This is a genomic window from Methylophilus sp. TWE2 (genome assembly GCF_001183865.1).
Classification (GTDB): domain Bacteria; phylum Pseudomonadota; class Gammaproteobacteria; order Burkholderiales; family Methylophilaceae; genus Methylophilus.
In genome coordinates, this window is record NZ_CP012020.1 from 2,575,357 (window position 1) to 2,592,394 (window position 17,038).

A 17,038-nucleotide genomic window follows, 5' to 3' on the forward strand; every position below is an offset into this window, starting at 1 on the left:
TATTATAATAGCTTTTGGCATGGGCTTAGAATGGTCACATGCATAATTTTTGAACTTGCAGACACCAAATGACCCACTCCATGCCTGATCAGCCATTCCCGCCCTACATAAACGACTCCCTCATCGCCGAACAAGTCCGTGCAGCGCTGGCAGAAGACATGGGTAATGGTGACTTAACGGCAGCACTGATTCCGGTCGGCACACAAGCAACCGCGAGCATCATTAGCCGTGAGCAAGCCATCATTTGTGGCTGTGCCTGGGTCGAGCAATGCTTCAAACAACTGGATCCAACCATTCAATTAACTTGGCTGGTCAAGGAGGGGGACCGCGTAGAAGCGAACCAGGCACTCGTCAACATTCAGGGGAATGCCCGCGCCATGCTAAGCGCAGAGCGGCCTGCACTCAATTTCCTGCAAACCCTGTCTGCCGTATCCACCCACACTCGCCGTTATGTGGATGCGATTGCTGGACTACCCACACAGATTTTAGATACGCGCAAAACGTTACCTGGACTTCGCCTGGCACAAAAATACGCTGTACTGACAGGAGGCGGGGCAAATCAGAGGCTGGCTTTATACGATGGCATTCTCATCAAGGAAAACCACATCGCTGCGGCAGGGTCGATTGCAGCTGTGTTGGCAGCCGCCTTTGCCATGGGTAGCACAAGCAATATTCAGATTGAAGTCGAGAACCTGGATGAACTTCAACAAGCGCTGGGTGCAGGCGCAACCAGTATCCTGCTGGACAACTTCACGCTGGAAGACCTGCGGCAAGCTGTGGCGATCAACCAGAAACGCGCTTTGCTAGAAGCATCAGGCAATGTGGATTTAACGACGGTGCGGGCAATTGCCGAAACAGGCGTGGATAGGATATCCATTGGGGCACTGACTAAGCATATTCAGGCGGTGGATTTAAGTATGCGGATTCAGATGAAGTTGTAGATTATTTAAAATCGCCCATCAACTGTAAAGGCTAATGTTCTTATCTGACATTTGGTTTCGCCTATAGACGAGTTACTTTCTGTTGCTTGCCCCACAGAAAGTAATCAAATAGGAGGGCACCCAGCCATCACCGCCTTCGGCTCCCTTGATTTCATTACTCGTCAGTCGCGGTTGCAGAACTCAACCTGGCAACTTACACAAAACCTAAGCTGCTGCGAGATTCAAACAAGCTGCAACCTTATTCCGCCTGCCAAGCAATGAAATCAAGCGTGATGGGATGGGATTTATCTCGCCAAACGAGCATTGCAGAAGTTTGTAATAGTTAAAAACCCAGTTCTTTTCTTTTAATCCACTACCAGTGGCGCTCACGGGGTTTTCGGGCCCCTATCTGCCGCGCCGAGTAGCGCAGGCAAAACAAGATCAAAGGGAGCGACTGTTCGAGTCCCGCAGCAGCTCACGCATTTTGTGAGCTGCCAGGTCGAGTTTCGTGACCTCTTGTTTTGGTGAGCAACGCAGGGAACAAGCGGAAGCTAGGGTGTCTTGTTCTTTGCCTTCTTTCTTATGGACAAGCATAAGAAAGAATGGTCGCCTAAAGGCGAAATAAAACTCACCCTACCGGGCCGAAGAGTACTCTTGCTCCGAATACGCAGTCATTCAAAAGTGACCATTTCTGCCACATTTCTATGGCATGGTTCTTGCACCATAAGCTGGTACCCCAGCCCTTATGTGTCATGAATAGTCCAGCCCCTTTTTCAATACCCAAATCTTTAGACAGCCTGCGCTTGGGCGATTTATTGCGCATGCTGGTATCAGATGGCCGCATTGACAAGGCATGGGCAGAAAAGCTGCATCAGGACCGCAAGCGCGATAGCTCTAAAGTACACCCGATTATCATTGTGGCCGAGCAAAAGTGGCCTGACCAACGACAATCTTCACAATTACTCACGGTAGATAGCCTCAGCCGATATGTCGCCGACAAGGCTAAAGTCGCTTACTACCAGATTGATCCGCTGAAATTAGATTTCAGCGCTGCAGCACAAATCGTCTCCCAGGCGTATGCTGAGCGGTTGCGCATCATGCCGATAACTGTGAAAGACGGTGTTGCCACCATTGCCACTGCCGATCCTTTCCATCAGGAATGGCTGCATGACCTGGAGCGCATGCTCAAATTGCGCATAGAAGTAGTCATGGTCAATCCGCTGGATTTACAGCGCTATTTGCCCGAGGTATACCAGCTTTCGGCCGCCATTCAGTCGGCTAATGCTGCCAAGGCTGGCCAGATTGTTGGTGTACAAAACTTTGAACAATTAATTGAGCTGGGCAAAGACCGCCAGCTGGATGCCAATGAACAGCATGTCGTGAACATCGTTGACTGGTTGTTTAAATATGCGTTTGAGCAACGTGCCAGTGATATTCACCTGGAGCCCCGCCGTCAGATGGGACTGATGCGTTTCCGTATTGACGGCGTGTTGCACCAGGTTTACCAGTTACCCAGCAACATCATGAACGCCATTACCAGCCGCATCAAGCTACTGGGCCGCATGGACATGGTAGAGAAGCGCCGTCCGCAGGATGGCCGCGTCAAAACCGTCGGGACTGATGGCAAGGAAATCGAACTGCGCTTATCGACCATGCCAACCGCCTTTGGTGAAAAGCTGGTCATGCGGATTTTCAAACCAGATATCCTGGTGCAAGATTTCCAGTTACTTGGTTTTTCCAAACGCCAAAGCGAGCAATGGGCTCAATGGACGCATCAGCCCAACGGCATCATTCTGGTCACGGGGCCCACAGGTTCGGGTAAAACCACCACCTTGTACACCACACTCAAGCAACTGGCTACCGATGAAGTGAATGTCTGTACGGTGGAAGACCCGATTGAGATGATAGAACCCGCATTCAACCAGATGCAGGTGACGCAGAACATCGGGCTAGGCTTTGCGGAAGGCATACGCACGCTGATGCGGCAAGACCCGGACATTATCATGGTGGGCGAAATCCGCGATCAGGAAACCGCAGATATGGCGATACAGGCGGCATTGACCGGGCACCTGGTGCTTTCCACACTGCATACCAATGACGCACCTTCAGCCGTGACACGCTTACTGGACCTGGGTGTACCTGCCTACCTGATCCACTCGAGCCTGCTGGGTATTATGGCGCAACGCCTGGTACGCACTTTGTGTCCACACTGCAAAACGGAGGACGAGATTTCAGACGAGCAATGGGCCAGCGTGACACAGCCGTTTAAAGCTAAAAAACCAGCAAAAACCATGAAAGCAGTTGGCTGCAAGGAATGCCGCCAGACCGGGTATCGCGGCCGGACGGGCATTTATGAAATGCTGACGCTCACGCCCGCGCTACGCAAACTGATCACGCCCGAAACGGATTTACTGCAGTTACGCCAAGCTGCGACACAAGCTGGCATGCAACCTTTGATGCTGAATGGGGCAGAGAAGATTGCGGCCGGGTTGACCACGGTAGAAGAAGTTCTTAAAGTGGCGCCGCCAATTGAGATGGACTAACCTGCAAAAGACCTGCGTTTATTGATAGCGCAAGGCCTCTATGGGATTTAAACGTGCGGCTTTCTTAGCCGGATAAAAGCCGAAAAAGACACCAATACTTGCCGCCACGCTAAACGCGATCAAGACGGAGGCACTCGAGATAATCACTTCAGCCTGGGTGAACACGCTGACCAATATCGCGCCGCTGACGCCGATCACAATCCCAATCAGGCAACCGACGATCGAAATCATGATGGCCTCCAGCAGAAACTGCATGAGAATATCGCGCTCACGGGCGCCTATGGCCATGCGGATACCGATTTCGCGCGTTCGCTCGGTCACCGACACCAGCATGATATTCATAATGCCGATGCCACCTACGAGCAAAGATACCGATGCGATTGCGCCTAACAGTAAAGACATAGTACGCGCGGTTTCAGCGGCAGAATTGGCAATCGCTGTCAGGTTGCGCACAGAAAAATCACTGTCAGCGCCCTCGCGGATATTGTGTCGCTGATTCAATAAACTGTTCAGCGCGTCTTCAACCATGCCCATCATATTATCCGACTCAGCCTGCACCATAATCTGTCGCACCGTACCTGGCAACTGGTTACCAAACAGTTTGCGCTGCGCGGTGGTCAGCGGCACGATGATGGTGTCATCCTGATCGCGGCCATCCAGCGTTTGCCCTTTGCTATCAAGCACGCCCAGCACCACAAAAGGACGCTGGTTGATGCGGATGGTTTTACCAACCGGATCAACGTCCTCTTCACCAAACAGGTTTTGCACGACGGTTTTACCAAGCAAAGCCACGCGTGTGGCAGAGCGTGTATCTGAGGATGAAAACGGATAGCCGGCAAACAAGCTCCAGCCACGGATATCCATGTATTCTGGTGTGGTACCGATAATATCGGTATTCCAGTTATTGCTGGCGTAAACCACTTGGCCTTTGCCCATGGTCACGGGAGCGACACCGACCACGCCATAGAGCTCGCTCATGGCATTGGCATCACGCACATTCAGTGAAGGTGCGTTACCGGTAGCAGTGCGCGCGCCGCCCATTCTGGGCGGGCCAGAGAGTACGACAAACAAATGACTGCCCATGGCACTAATAGAGCGTTTGACCGAAGCCTCAGCGCCTTGACCAATCGCCATCATCAATACCACGGCACTCACACCAATGACCATGCCCAGCATGGTTAGAAACGTGCGTAAGCGGTTGGCACCCATGGCGTGCCAGGCTTCTCCCAACATGGCGCTAAACATTGGCGTTATCCGCACTTAAGGCCCTAGCCCCGGTGTCCTGCACAATCTTGCCGTCCAGGAAACGCACTTGCCGTTTGGCATGCTCGGCAATATCGGTTTCATGCGTGACCAGCACAATGGTAATGCCTTCCTGATTCAGGCCATCAAAAATGGCCATGATCTCTTCACTGGTGGTGCTATCAAGGTTACCGGTGGGCTCATCCGCCAAAATCAGCCGCGGCTGGTTGACCAATGCACGTGCAATCGCCACCCGCTGTTGTTGCCCGCCAGAAATCTGGTTGGGATGCGAGTGCATATGCTTGCTCAATCCTACCTTTTCCAGCAGCACGCGGGCACGCGCATGCCGCTCCTCGTTGCTGACGCCAGCATAAACCAAAGGCAAGGCAACATTATCCAGCAGGCTGGCACGCGCCAGCAGGTTAAATCCCTGAAACACAAAGCCTATGGTCTGGTTGCGCACTTTAGCCACCTGGTCCGCACTCATGGTGGCCACGGCATAGCCATCCAGCACATAGCTACCTGCGCTGGGCATATCCAGGCAGCCCAAAATATTCATAAAGGTAGATTTACCGGAGCCAGAAGGCCCCATGATGGCGACGTAATCTCCCGTCAGCACCTGAAAATTGACGCCTTTTAATACGGGAAAGTCGCCAGCAGCGGTCTGGTAGGCTTTGTACAGATGATTGACGGAGATGACGGCCTGCTGCATAGGCTAGAACATTCTCGGTCCGCGCGGGCCGTTATTATTCCCCGGCCCTTTGTTGGGCGCAGCATTGTCACTTTGTAATTCACCCACAATCACCTTATCGCCCGCGGCCAGGCCTTCACCCGTCACCGCGGTGGAGCGGCCATCGGTGATACCGGCATGCACGCGCACCATGACCGGCTGCCCAGCCCTCAATACATAAATCTTGCCCATCGCATTGCCTGCGGAAGGCGCGTGCCCCTCCCCTTTCGCGCCGCGCTTGCGCCAGCCCCGTTTACCATCGCCACCCTCTTCGGCCGGCGCATGTGTGTTTTTGGCAGTCGCTTCTGCCTTGGGCTTGTACCGCAAGGCCGCATTAGGCACCAGCAAAGCATGACGCGCACGGTCGACAATGATATTGACGTAAGCAGTCATGCCTGGCAACAAGGTCAGGTCCTGGTTATCCACCGATACCACCACGTTATAAGTCACCACATTAGAGGTATTGGTTGAGTTCAAGCGCAGCTGTTTGACCACACCTTCAAAACTGCGGTCAGGAAAAGCATCGACATTAAAATTGACCTTTTGCCCCTCTTTGATTTTGCCGATATCGGCTTCTGCAAAGCTGGTGTCTATCTGCATTTTTGCAAGGTCTTGTGCAATCTGGATCAGCGTCGGGGTCTGAAAACTGGCTGCCACCGTCTGGCCGACATCGACCACGCGATTCACCACCACGCCGGACACAGGAGATCGGATAATACTCAAATTGAGGTTGGTCACATCACGCGCCAGCGCGCCTTTGGCGGTTTCCAGCTGCGCCCTGGCGGATTTCAATACCTGCACGGCCGTATCCAGCTCCTGTCTGGAAACATACTCTTGTGCATATAACTGCCGCATCCGTTTTTCATTGGCAATCGCCAACTCCACCGCTGCTTCGTTATTTCTCACATTGCCCTGTGACTGGGCAATCTGCGCATTAAACAAACGGCTATCCAGCTCTAGCAGCACCTGGTCTTTTTTAACCACGTCATTAAAGTCGACATACATTTTGCGCACAATGCCAGAGACCTGCGTACCCACGCTGATCAGGCTGACCGGGTTCAGTGTCCCGTTGGCAGACACCGTTTGCTCGATATGCCCCTGGGTCACTTCATCCAACCGGTAAAGGTCTTCAGGTTTGGCCTGATGCGTCTGCTTGTAATACCAGTAGCCTGCCGCCACCAGGGCCATTAGCACACCTAAAATAAATAGAGATTTAATCCGCTTCATAAGTATCCATTGATTGAGCAGGCGCCGTGGCGCTGGGTAAATCAGGAGAAACCGCACCGGGTAATGACTGGATCATGGCATGGTCAAGCACACCGATGGCTTGTGCCAGGGTCGCCCGCGCGATATTCGCATTCAGGCTGGCCTGTATGTTTTGCTGTCGCGCGCTTGCCAGTGCACTTTGGGCATTGAGCGTATCAATAATATTACCTACCCCTGCGGTATAGCGGCCAAAAGCCACCCGGTAAGACTGTTCGGCACTTTCGAGCAGGGTTTGGCTGGCAGTCACCGACTGCAAGGCAGTGCGCAGGTTCTGGTAAGCGCTCCACACATCCAGTGAAATTTGCAAACGCAGACTATCGCGCTGTGCCAGCCGCAAGTCAGCACTCGCTTCCGCGGCACGGATACGATAAGTAGGCGCATACCCGGCAAAAATAGGAATGGAAACCGTAAAACCCAGCGTGGTGGCGCTATTGGCGGCATACTGCGAACCATCCTGAAGATTATTGGAGACACCCACGCTGATGGTGGGCTTACTCGCCGCCTTGCTGGCAGCGATGCTGGCTTCTGCCGCCCGCACCTGCGCCTCGCTGGCCAATAAATCAGGGCGACGCTGGCCCGCTTGTTCTATCAGCGTACTCACATCATCAAGGATACCGGGTGGTGTCTCATTGGCACTTTTAGCCAAGGTCATTGAGCGGTTAGCAGGCCAACCCATCAGGTTGGCAAGGTTGCCATAAGCAATGCGGACGTTTCCCTCAATCGTAATGCGTTGCAATGTTAATTGGGCAAAGGCCGTTTGCGCCTGCAACTTATCCGCAGGCGTTGCCACACCGGCCTGGTAACGCGCATTGGCTGCTTTGAAGCTTTCTTCAGCAGCCCGCTCGGCCTGTTGCGTAGCAGAAAGCGCAGCGATATTGGCCTGCACCTGGTAATAAGCGGCAATGGTATTGAGCAATATACTTTGTACCACACTGCTTTGCGTGGCACTGGCAGCCAGCAATAACTGACGTGCACTTTCGATATTAGCTTTGCGGTTACCAAAGTCATACAGCAAGTAGCTCGCCACCAGGCTGTTTGAAAGATTGAGGTTAGGATTGCCGCGCGTGGCCGATTCAGGATTCAGTACGCCCATGTTGCTGGAGACGCTGTCGGTGACCGTCGGCAAATAGGCTGACTTGGCCAAACCTAACTGCGCCGCTTGCACGCGGGCATTAGCCCACATTTCATGCGTTTGCGGGTTATGGCATAAGCTGAGATTCGCCACATCGGCCAGTGTCAGTGGCTGCTGCCAATTTGGCTCACCACAACCAGTGTCACTGCCTAAATATTGGGCAGGGATTTTGGGCAAGGTTTGCACTTGCGTGTCCAGCGGGTCACCATCGTCATAAAACAGTGATTCCTGTGCCTCAAGTGACACACAAGAGCAAAGCATCATTAAGCACACACACTTGCGCATGCCACTCCACTTAATCCACAAAACAGCACAACCTCATAGAAATACGTCGTTTTATCATCGCGTTGCCATGTTAAATGATGCGTGAGCGCGACTAAATAGATGGATACATTTTGATACTTTTAAGGAAGGATGAGTGAACGGACGTAGATAGATAATAAACGCCCGCTAGTAGCGGCATTTAATCCGCTGTGGATTTTATAGGGTGCACGCGCCCATGTATCATTTGTGACAATAAATGCTGGCCAGACAAACGCGATACAACAATCACTGCCAGCACATGAACAACAATAAGCGCCAGCAAACCCAAGCTAAGCGCAGCATGCAACTCAACTGGCCAATCCTCGCCCCACAAGGCATCGGTACGACTCAACCAGCCGGTCAGCGCCAGTGCTGCGATGAATAGCCAGATCAGATAAACCGCCCATTGCCCTAGCGGATTATGTCCCCGATGCGCGGGAACATGCCCTTGCCGCAGTTGAATCAAATGCGCACGGAGGGCACGCCAGCCAGACACATGAAACCGTGCGCTATTCAGGTGGGTCAGGTAACCACCTAGAAGCCGCCCCGCCACCAGCACCAGCACAACATAACCGACTGCGCGGTGCAGCCAATCGGTTTCATACCAGACATAACTCATCAGCCACAGCGCAATAACACCAGCGGCCACCAGCCAGTGAGTTAACCGCACCCACCAGGGCCACAATAGCTCTCCGCGTGCAGACATGTGGCTGGCTAGTCTTTCAACCCGATGGCTTTGACGATCGCCAGGGTTTTCATATCAAAGTAAATCTCGACTTTTTTGCCTTCTTTGCTACGGCCATAAATCTCGTAACAATTACCGTCAATTTTAAATTTTTTGATGGTATAGCCTTCAGCTTCAAGCGCTTCTTTCAGCGTATCTTCTGAAGCCCACTCCTCTTTGGGATAAGACTTGCAATCGGCTGCCGCAAATACGGCTTGTGAGCTTAACAAGCCCAGGGCTAACAACACTGTAAAAGTCATTTTTTTCATCTGTATTTCCTTTTGTTATGCATACAATTCGACCTGGCGTATCTCAGCCAGGGTAGACACACCTGTTAGCGCCATGGTCATTTCAAGTTCGTCACGCAAATAGCGAATGACTTTCGCCACGCCCATTGCACCTTCAGCCGCTAATCCCCAGACATAAGGACGGCCCACACAAACGGCATCTGCACCCATGGCCAACGCCTTGAAGATATCCTGCCCTGAACGGATACCGCTATCGACCAGGATTTTGCATTGCCCGCCTACAGCAGCCACCATCTGTGGCAACACCGCAGCAACTGAAGGCGTACTATCCAGCACCCGGCCGCCGTGGTTAGAGACGACAATGCCCTCACAGCCCAACGTTACAGCTCGTTTAGCATCTTCCGCATGCATTAGTCCTTTGATCAGCAAAGGAATTTTCATCTGTTGCCGCAACCAAGCGACATCTTCCCACGTCGGCGCTTGTGTCATCCAGCCATCGAACACTTGGCTTTGGCCGGGTTTAATGGGCTGCATGGTCAATGGCTGTGCTAAATTCACCGCAGAAACACCGGCAGGTAAATCAATCAATGCCTGCTTCACCGGGGCATCCACAGTAAAAATAATCGCACTTGCTCCAGCCGCCAACGCTTTGTTTAACAACACTGCAGTGGCTTCACGGCTGCCTTGCCAATAAAGTTGAAACCACAGAGGCTGTTGCGCCTGTTTAATGATCTCTTCCACCGGCTGGCTGGCCAGACTACTCACCATCATCTGTCCTTGCTGGGCATTACAGGCCACGGCAGTGCCGATTTCACCATCGGGATGAAACAGTTTCTGGTATGCCACAGGTGCCAGCATAATAGGATGTGCCCACTGCTCACCGAATAACTCGCATTGCGTACTTGGGAGATGCAATGCCTGTAAAGGACGTGGAAGCAGCTTTTTGGCTTGCCACCCGGCTTCATTGCTTTGCAGTTGAGCACCAAGGCCAGCATCAGATTGCAGGTAGTGCCAGATATTCGCAGGGAGCTTGGTTTGCGCCTGCTGCGCAAAAAAGGGTAACAAGGGTAAGGATTGCATGTGCTTACAACGCCCACTGACGCAACAGATTATGGTAAATGCCGGTCAATTGCACCACCTCTGGTGTTTCACCATGTTGCTGCCGCAACCTGACCAGTGCCATATCCATATCAAACAACATACGCCGATGTGCCGCATCGCGTACCATGCTCTGGATAAACATAAAGCTGGCCAACCGTTCACCACGTATCACAGGCGTCACCGCATGCACGGAACTGGAAGGGTAAATCACAATAGCACCGGCTTTAAGCTTGATGCGTTGGTCACCAAACACATCCTGAACCACCAGCTCACCGCCTTCATACTCATCAGGATCGTTAAAAAACAAAGTGGCTGAGACATCCGCACGCACCCGCGCAGTGCCATCCGGCATGCTGCGCATGGCGCTGTCGACATGAAACCCGTAATGGTTGGTTTCGCCGGAATATCGGTTCACAAACGGCGGCAAAATTTTGTCTGGCAGGGCAGCAGAAAAAAATAAAGGATCGCGATGCAATGCCTGCAACACGATCCTGCGAATTTGATCCAGCAACGGATCCAGTTCGGCCAGTTGCTGGTTATTTTTGACTTGTGCTGCCTGCGTACCGGCGGTACTGCGTCCATCTACCCATTGCGCCTGTTTAAGCAGGCCTCGGATAGTCGTTAACTCTTCTTTAAGCAATACATCCGGTAACGTCAGCAGCAAATCAACTCCTAGAACTTATACTCAGTGGTCACAATCGCTTGACGACGGTTACCTGGTGTCACCAAACCACCGTTGTCATACACTGCGTCATAATACTCTTTATCCAGCAAGTTTTTGACATTCAGCCGCACAGCCCATTTGGGTTGTTCATACGATGCCATCAGGTCTACCCGCGCATAACCGGGGGCGGAGTTTGGGTTGAAATGGCCACCGACAAAGGATCCGCTTAAGTTGGCCGAGCCAGGTTGATAGGCATAGCGCTCGCCTTTGGCCTCGATCCCCCCACCAATTTTCCAGGCATCCGTTAATGCATAGGTCGTCCAAATATTTAAGGTACCGATAGGTGTATTTCGCGCACGCTGCCCCTCCACCCGTGCATCTGCATAACTATACACGTTACCGGCAGCGACGTTTTGAGCAGCTTTGATTACGCGCGCATCCAATAATGCAATACCGGCAAATACATCCCAGCGGTCAGTGACTTTACCAGTGACCTCTATTTCAACACCATTCGTCCGACGTTTCCGGGTGAGAATTGCGGATGTTGCCTCAAGGTCAGTGTTTCGCTCCCAGTATTTAGTGGTAGTAAATAAAGCAGTTCGCACTGCCAGATCACCGTCCATAAATAGCCATTTTGAACCAACTTCAAATGTCTTGCTACGCTCTGGATCTTGTGGCACCACAGTCAACTGGTAGAGATCAGCGGTCGGGCTGAAAGAATCACTCCATGTAGCGTAATAGTGTCTGTCTGGATTCGGCTGCCATGACAACCCGGTACGGTAACTGTTTTCACCATAGCTGAGTTTTGGTGAAGTCGCACTGGTATATTTTGAATGCAGCTCATCGCGCCGCACCCCTGCTAACGCAGTCCAGTTAGGCACGAACTCAACACTATCCTGAACATATAGTGCATAGTTATCTGCGTTAAAAGAGTTTTGCAGATTGCCTTTGGCATGTCTTTCATACAATGCGCCACCTGTGGGATCCAGATCGGTCAGCAATCGACGGACAGAGTCTTCTTTTAGGTACTCCACCCCCGACAGCAAAGCATGCTTCATACCGGCCAATTCAAACTTGGTAATGAAGTCAGACTGCAGATTTAAGGTTTCATAATTCAAATAGCGCGCTACGTTACCGCCGGCACTGCCGCTAAATGTTGGCATTGCAGGAGTTGCACCTGTTGGTGGTGTTTTAGCCCAAAATGCTCTGTTATATGTGCCACTACGGAGCTGAGTTCTCACTTGAGTATCTTCAGAAAACTTGTGGGTGAAGATCGCAGTCGTCACACGTGTGTCACTGTCGTCAAAGTTACGGTTATCTCCCCAGAAAGTTTTATCACTAGCGCCTGTTGAAGAACTATTGAGTGGGTGCGTACCCGAGAAACGAACACCAAAATCCGGCACATCCCGCGTTTGGGTGTAAATGTGGTTCAGGAAGAATTCGTTCTCAGTCCCGATACCAGCGCCAAAACTGATAGCCACCCCTTTACGGTCAAAAGATGGACGGTCGCCTGTGGTCGGGTTTTTACGGTAGGTTTCTTCGTACCTATCCATCAAGTTGACGCGAATCGCAGCCGTTTCTGTTAGCTGCTTGTTAAAGTCACCCGTAAACTGGTGATAATCGTACTCACCTAGGCTACCAGTCACGACATTTTTATCACGTAACTCGGCCATCTTACTTACCTGATTGATAACGCCACCGGCCTGACCACGACCGAACAGCATGGCGGCTGAGCCACGCAATACATCCACCTGCTCCAGGTTAAATGTTTCACGGTTGTACTGCGCCGTATCGCGCATATTGTCCAGATAAATATCACCAAAGGTATAAAAACCACGCAGGTTGAAGTTGTCACCAGCACGGCCACCTTCGGCCGCATTCACTGACAAACCCACGACGTTACGCAAGGCTTCACGCAATGAGCCCACTTGTTGATCATGCAGCAATTCGCGTGTCAGTGTAGTGACTGCTTGCGGCACGTCTTGAGGATCTTGATAGGTTTTACCTACCCGGGTTTTGGTCGCTTGGTAGCCTTTATTTGGTTTATCTTGAATGCGCTCTGACTTGACCTTAACCTCAGTCATCGTCTGGGTAGCGTCTGCTGTTTTTTCTTCCTCTGCGGCGGATGAAATTGCTGGTAGCGCCATCAAAAGCGCTAATGTGATTGTTTTACGATGAAAGCCTGTAGGCATATTTTTCCCTATAACGTTATATTTTTGTTGCTGGCTACTGGAAGCGATGCTCGTTGGCTTGCAAATATCTTGAGATGTAATGATAACAATTCTCATTTTTATAATCAATGAAAGCTATGGTGTGAATTGTTTGATATCAATGTCTTTTTCTAGAGGGATAAGCTGGATGCAAAGCGAATGTTTGCCTACCTATGACAAGGCCGTCATACCTAGTATGTCTGAATTGTTTTTTCAAGCTTTGTGCCTGAAAATGCCTGGGTCATCGCCCAGTAATGTCGTACTTATCGAATAGTACTGATACTCACCTGTTTAAAAAGATTGCAGGACTAAAATAGCGCTATATTGAGCAATTTAAAATGTGAACTTCAATTAAGCCTCAAAAGACAAGCCCTGACACGCTCGCTGCCCCGATTAAAAACCCGCTTAATTGAAGCTGCGCTCTGCCAGGCGATCATGAGCTGTGACCTGTTGCTGAACAATAGTGAACGATACCTTTCTGGCTCTGCGTTTTTTTAGCCACAGGTATACACCTGTCACTGACAGCATTGCGACCACCAAGCCCATCACAGAGATCAGGATTCGTCCTGGCATACCTAGAATGCGGCCTGAATGCAATGGGAACTGTGCCTGCACGATCACATCTCCTGCGGTGCCTTCCCAAGGAATACGTTTACCGATGTAATGTCCGTCGAGCCCGTCGTAATACAACCGTTTATGACCAGCACCCGCCACACCATGATCGGCATCCGGGTAATAAAAGTCCACATTAAACAGCTGAAAAGCTGCACTGTATGAGATTCGTCCGGCAGGCTCCTGCCAACCTTGGGCTCGCGCATCCTCCAGCGCCACATTGAGAATCTGCTCATAATCCATTTTCGGTGGCAATTGTTGCGGCACAGGCAAGCGTGGACGCAAATCGGATGGTGTCGGCGTCAGCGTAAATGCAGATTGCATGACCGGCATAAACACCTCACGACGCAGATTCAGGGCAAAAGCTGAAAACGCCAGGATAATCAGCAACACCCAAGTCCACAAACCAAAGGCACGGTGCATATCAAAATAGCGTTTGTGATGGCTACTGTTCCAACGCATTTTCCATGCTGGCCACCAACGCTGCCAAAATGTGGCCTGATTACTCGCATGTATGGACGGCGCTTTATGCAACTTTGTTTGTGTTCTTCTGGTGGACTTGGGAAATGTCAGGTAAAAACCGACAAAGCTATCAATCAGCCAAATGATCGCCACGCCACCCATCAGCCAGATGCCCCAGCGATCAATGCCCCACATTTCTGGTAGATGCAAACTGTAGTGCAGCTTGTAGAGGAAAGAAACGGCATTGGTACGATCTATAGGCCAAACTGCTCCCCACTCGCGCTTTCCAAGCTCCTCGCCGGTGACGGGGTCGATAAACACCTGGTTAAACTTGACAGGTGGCATACCATCCGGTGGATTGGGTAATGGCCTAACGCCAATGGCCAGCGTATGTCCCTCTTCAACATGGAGAGGAATCGAGCTCACCTGGACCTGTGGATAGCGTTCTGCGACCTGTTTTGCAAGCGCCAATGTTGATTGATGCGCGCCATGAGATTCGCTATGCATCCAGGCTGGATTCAGTAACTCATCCAGCTCGTGATCCCAAGAAATGATGGCACCAGTGAGACCCGTAAGCAATAGGAACAGTGCGCTAGCCAGGCCTAACCAACGATGCACCAATAATAAGGACGAACGCAAATGAAATAGCCTCTTATTTAAAAATCAAGTTGAGCACTGATTGTAACAGTGCGTGGTGCACCCATGACCAGATAGCCATTATTCGGAAATCCGCCGCTGGAGGCCCAGTAATCTCGATCTGCCACGTTATCGATCCGACCACGTACAGTGAGCAGTTTACCTTTGATGTCTGTGACGTATCTTGCACCAAGGTCAAAGCGTGTCCAACCCGGAACCTGAAGTGAGTTGCTTGCATTAGCGTACATACTGTCTGTAGAAATCACGCGAGCATCCAGCGTCACTCCAGACAGTCCAATGACATCCCACTCAACACCAAAATTCGCTTGTTTATCAGGCACGCCAATCGTCTGCTTACCTTCTGTAGCAGCATTGTTGGTGTCTTTCTGCTCAGTATGCAACCAGGTCACTCCACCAAGTAAGCGCAGACCTGGCATCACTTCACCGTAGGTCATCAACTCTATGCCCTGGTGATCCTCGCTCCCAGAGTTTGCAAACTGCTGTGCTGCATTTGTGATACCTCGAGGTTTCTCTGTAGTGAAATAGGCCGTTGTGAGTCTTACCTTGCCAAAATCAAACTTGGCACCAACCTCTTTTTGTTTAGAGACAAACGGGGCAAGGACCTGCCCTGCATTTGCTACGGGTAATCCGTTTGCGGTCGCTGGGGCAGTGTCACCTTGTGCCAGAGCTTCAATGTAATTGGCATATAAAGAAACGCCATCCCACGGCTTGACGACCACGCCAAAGATCGGACTGACTTTGCTTTCATCATACTGGCTGGTGACAAGTCCGGTTGCCCCTTTATTCAAATATTTCAAATTCTGGTGCCGCAGGCCTGCAGTCATCAATAATTTTTTATCAAAGAATGAGACCGTATCGCCAATTGCAGTGCTTTGCAGGTTTGCCTCATAGTTAACGTAAAGATCAAATGCAGCAGCATTTGCACCTGTGAATGCAGGTTGCGCATAATAAACAGGGTTATAAAGATTGGTATTCAATGTATTTTGAAAAGCAAAATCTATCTTTCGCAATGTGGAATAGCTGGTGGTAGAAAGTACCCAGTCATGTTCGACAGAACCAGTTTGGAACACGCCTTTCAAGCCAGCCTCACCGGTGAGCACTGACTCTTCCCTGATGTTATCGAATCTGGATTGCGTACCCGCGCCTGTCGTGGAGTTGGTCAGCGTGAGATTGGCAAGTGAGTTTGCCTCATGCGTATGTCGCGCACCCAATGCCGCAAAAGCGGTGACTTTACGATTAATATCCCATTCGGCACGTATGGTGCCGAAAACATCACGCTCATTGGAATATGACCATGGCTGTGCCCAGTTTTTATCGCTGGAAGGCGCACCCGGTACAGCGGTGATATTCGCGCTGGTCGCACTCAGGGTCACGTTGGTTCTTGTTTGCTTAAGCTTGTTATCCTGATAACCTGCATCAGCAGACAAACGTACGTCATCTCCACGCCAGTCAAACGCCACAGAGACCAGGTCAAGCTCAGCATCCTCCTTATCAATTGCAGTGCCGCCATCACGCCTGGAAACATTCAACCTAACACCCGCACGGTCACCTGGACCAAACCGTCTAGCTACATCCGCTGAGAAGAACTGCTGATTACCTGAGCTCCACCCTGCTGAAACGAGGTTTAATGGGTCATTGGGTGCACGCTTGGGCAATAATGAAATAGAACCACCAATACCATCACCATTTGGGCTTGCGCCATTTAAAAATGCTGATGCCCCACGTAGAACTTCGACGCGTTCAAACAGTTCGGCAGCAATATACTGTCGTGGCAAAATGCCGTATAAACCGTTATAAGCCACACTGTCCGAGTTCAAAATGTAGCCGCGAATAAAGTAAGACTCCTGGAAATTACCAAACCCGCGCGCCACACGTACCGAAGGATCATTCAATAACACATCGCCGACACTTCTTGCCTGCTGGTTCTGAATTAACTCATTGGTATAAGCATTGATCGAGAAGGGTGTATCCATGGCATCTTTATTGCCAAGCACCCCAACGCGTCCACCTTTGGCAACTTGCCCACCTGCATAAGGCTTCATCAGACCTTTGGCGTTAGCATCAGCTGATGCATTCACCTTAACTTCATCCAGCGTTTCAACCTCGGAATCAGCTTTTTGCAGATCCTCTGCGAACGCATGGCTCAACGAAAAAGTACATAGAACAGCAAGCGAAAGTTTGTTCGGAATGAATTTCATAGTGAATCCTAGGGTAAAAAAAGCCA

At 51.1% G+C, this 17,038-nt stretch carries 13 protein-coding genes; 2 read left to right on the forward strand and 11 right to left on the reverse strand.

Translation table 11 applies throughout. The annotated features are described in order from the left end of the window. Positions 1-68: 68 nt before the first annotated feature. Both nadC and ACJ67_RS12130 read left to right on the forward strand, forming a co-directional pair. Entirely contained in the window at positions 69-941 is an 873-nt protein-coding gene (gene nadC, locus ACJ67_RS12125; protein ID WP_049639289.1) for a carboxylating nicotinate-nucleotide diphosphorylase, read from the forward strand. Positions 942-1,672: 731 nt separating this feature from the next. After that, the gene (locus ACJ67_RS12130) at positions 1,673-3,463 is read left to right on the forward strand and encodes a GspE/PulE family protein (RefSeq protein ID WP_049639290.1); all 1,791 of its coding nucleotides are present in this window, start codon (positions 1,673-1,675) and stop codon (positions 3,461-3,463) included. Positions 3,464-3,481: 18 nt separating this feature from the next. Here the strand turns inward: ACJ67_RS12130 and ACJ67_RS12135 are convergent, their stop codons facing one another. The 11 genes from ACJ67_RS12135 to ACJ67_RS12185 form a co-directional block, all read right to left on the reverse strand. Beyond that, positions 3,482-4,708: an ABC transporter permease gene (locus tag ACJ67_RS12135; RefSeq protein WP_049639291.1), complete on the reverse strand. Its 1,227-nt coding sequence runs from the start codon at positions 4,706-4,708 to the stop codon at positions 3,482-3,484. Further along, complete coding sequence (locus tag ACJ67_RS12140; protein ID WP_049639292.1) at positions 4,701-5,417, reverse strand: ABC transporter ATP-binding protein; 717 nt, start codon at positions 5,415-5,417, stop codon at positions 4,701-4,703. The genes ACJ67_RS12135 and ACJ67_RS12140 overlap by 8 nt, the downstream gene beginning before the upstream one ends. A 3-nt stretch (positions 5,418-5,420) precedes the next feature. Then, the gene (locus ACJ67_RS12145) at positions 5,421-6,662 is read right to left on the reverse strand and encodes an efflux RND transporter periplasmic adaptor subunit (protein ID WP_049639293.1); all 1,242 of its coding nucleotides are present in this window, start codon (positions 6,660-6,662) and stop codon (positions 5,421-5,423) included. Beyond that, on the reverse strand, positions 6,649-8,097 hold the full coding sequence (locus ACJ67_RS12150; RefSeq protein ID WP_049639294.1) for a TolC family protein: 1,449 nt from the start codon (positions 8,095-8,097) through the stop codon (positions 6,649-6,651). Before ACJ67_RS12150 ends, ACJ67_RS12145 begins: the two co-directional genes overlap by 14 nt. Before the next feature lie 199 nt (positions 8,098-8,296). Next, positions 8,297-8,842 carry a cytochrome b/b6 domain-containing protein gene (locus ACJ67_RS12155; protein ID WP_049639295.1) on the reverse strand — a complete coding sequence of 182 codons (546 nt, stop codon included), beginning with the start codon at positions 8,840-8,842 and terminating at the stop codon, positions 8,297-8,299. Between the two features lie 8 nt (positions 8,843-8,850). Continuing rightward, positions 8,851-9,129, reverse strand: coding sequence for a PepSY domain-containing protein (locus ACJ67_RS12160; RefSeq protein ID WP_049639296.1), 279 nt, complete (start codon positions 9,127-9,129; stop codon positions 8,851-8,853). A gap of 15 nt (positions 9,130-9,144) precedes the next feature. Further along, complete coding sequence (locus ACJ67_RS12165) at positions 9,145-10,188, reverse strand: alpha-hydroxy acid oxidase (protein ID WP_049639297.1); 1,044 nt, start codon at positions 10,186-10,188, stop codon at positions 9,145-9,147. Between the two features lie 4 nt (positions 10,189-10,192). Next, positions 10,193-10,873, reverse strand: a complete 681-nt coding sequence (locus tag ACJ67_RS12170) for a Fe2+-dependent dioxygenase (protein WP_049639298.1) — start codon at positions 10,871-10,873, stop codon at positions 10,193-10,195. A gap of 8 nt (positions 10,874-10,881) precedes the next feature. Then, positions 10,882-13,020 carry a TonB-dependent siderophore receptor gene (locus ACJ67_RS12175; protein WP_231587175.1) on the reverse strand — a complete coding sequence of 713 codons (2,139 nt, stop codon included), beginning with the start codon at positions 13,018-13,020 and terminating at the stop codon, positions 10,882-10,884. A gap of 468 nt (positions 13,021-13,488) precedes the next feature. Further along, a complete protein-coding gene (locus tag ACJ67_RS12180) occupies positions 13,489-14,796 on the reverse strand; it encodes a PepSY domain-containing protein (RefSeq protein WP_049639300.1) in 1,308 nt (435 codons plus the stop codon). A gap of 17 nt (positions 14,797-14,813) precedes the next feature. Beyond that, positions 14,814-17,012, reverse strand: coding sequence for a TonB-dependent siderophore receptor (locus ACJ67_RS12185; RefSeq protein WP_049639301.1), 2,199 nt, complete (start codon positions 17,010-17,012; stop codon positions 14,814-14,816). Between the last annotated feature and the right edge of the window lie 26 nt (positions 17,013-17,038).

Bases quoted from the DNA above. Each gene is read 5' to 3' on its own strand.
- nadC (WP_049639289.1), top strand. From the start codon at position 69: ATGACCCACTCCATGCCTGATCAGCCATTCCCGCCCTACATAAACGAC.
- ACJ67_RS12130 (WP_049639290.1), top strand. From the start codon at position 1,673: ATGAATAGTCCAGCCCCTTTTTCAATACCCAAATCTTTAGACAGCCTG.
- ACJ67_RS12135 (WP_049639291.1), bottom strand. From the start codon at position 4,708: ATGTTTAGCGCCATGTTGGGAGAAGCCTGGCACGCCATGGGTGCCAAC.
- ACJ67_RS12140 (WP_049639292.1), bottom strand. From the start codon at position 5,417: ATGCAGCAGGCCGTCATCTCCGTCAATCATCTGTACAAAGCCTACCAG.
- ACJ67_RS12145 (WP_049639293.1), bottom strand. From the start codon at position 6,662: ATGAAGCGGATTAAATCTCTATTTATTTTAGGTGTGCTAATGGCCCTG.
- ACJ67_RS12150 (WP_049639294.1), bottom strand. From the start codon at position 8,097: ATGATGCTTTGCTCTTGTGTGTCACTTGAGGCACAGGAATCACTGTTT.
- ACJ67_RS12155 (WP_049639295.1), bottom strand. From the start codon at position 8,842: ATGTCTGCACGCGGAGAGCTATTGTGGCCCTGGTGGGTGCGGTTAACT.
- ACJ67_RS12160 (WP_049639296.1), bottom strand. From the start codon at position 9,129: ATGAAAAAAATGACTTTTACAGTGTTGTTAGCCCTGGGCTTGTTAAGC.
- ACJ67_RS12165 (WP_049639297.1), bottom strand. From the start codon at position 10,188: ATGCAATCCTTACCCTTGTTACCCTTTTTTGCGCAGCAGGCGCAAACC.
- ACJ67_RS12175 (WP_231587175.1), bottom strand. From the start codon at position 13,020: ATGGCGCTACCAGCAATTTCATCCGCCGCAGAGGAAGAAAAAACAGCA.
- ACJ67_RS12185 (WP_049639301.1), bottom strand. From the start codon at position 17,012: ATGAAATTCATTCCGAACAAACTTTCGCTTGCTGTTCTATGTACTTTT.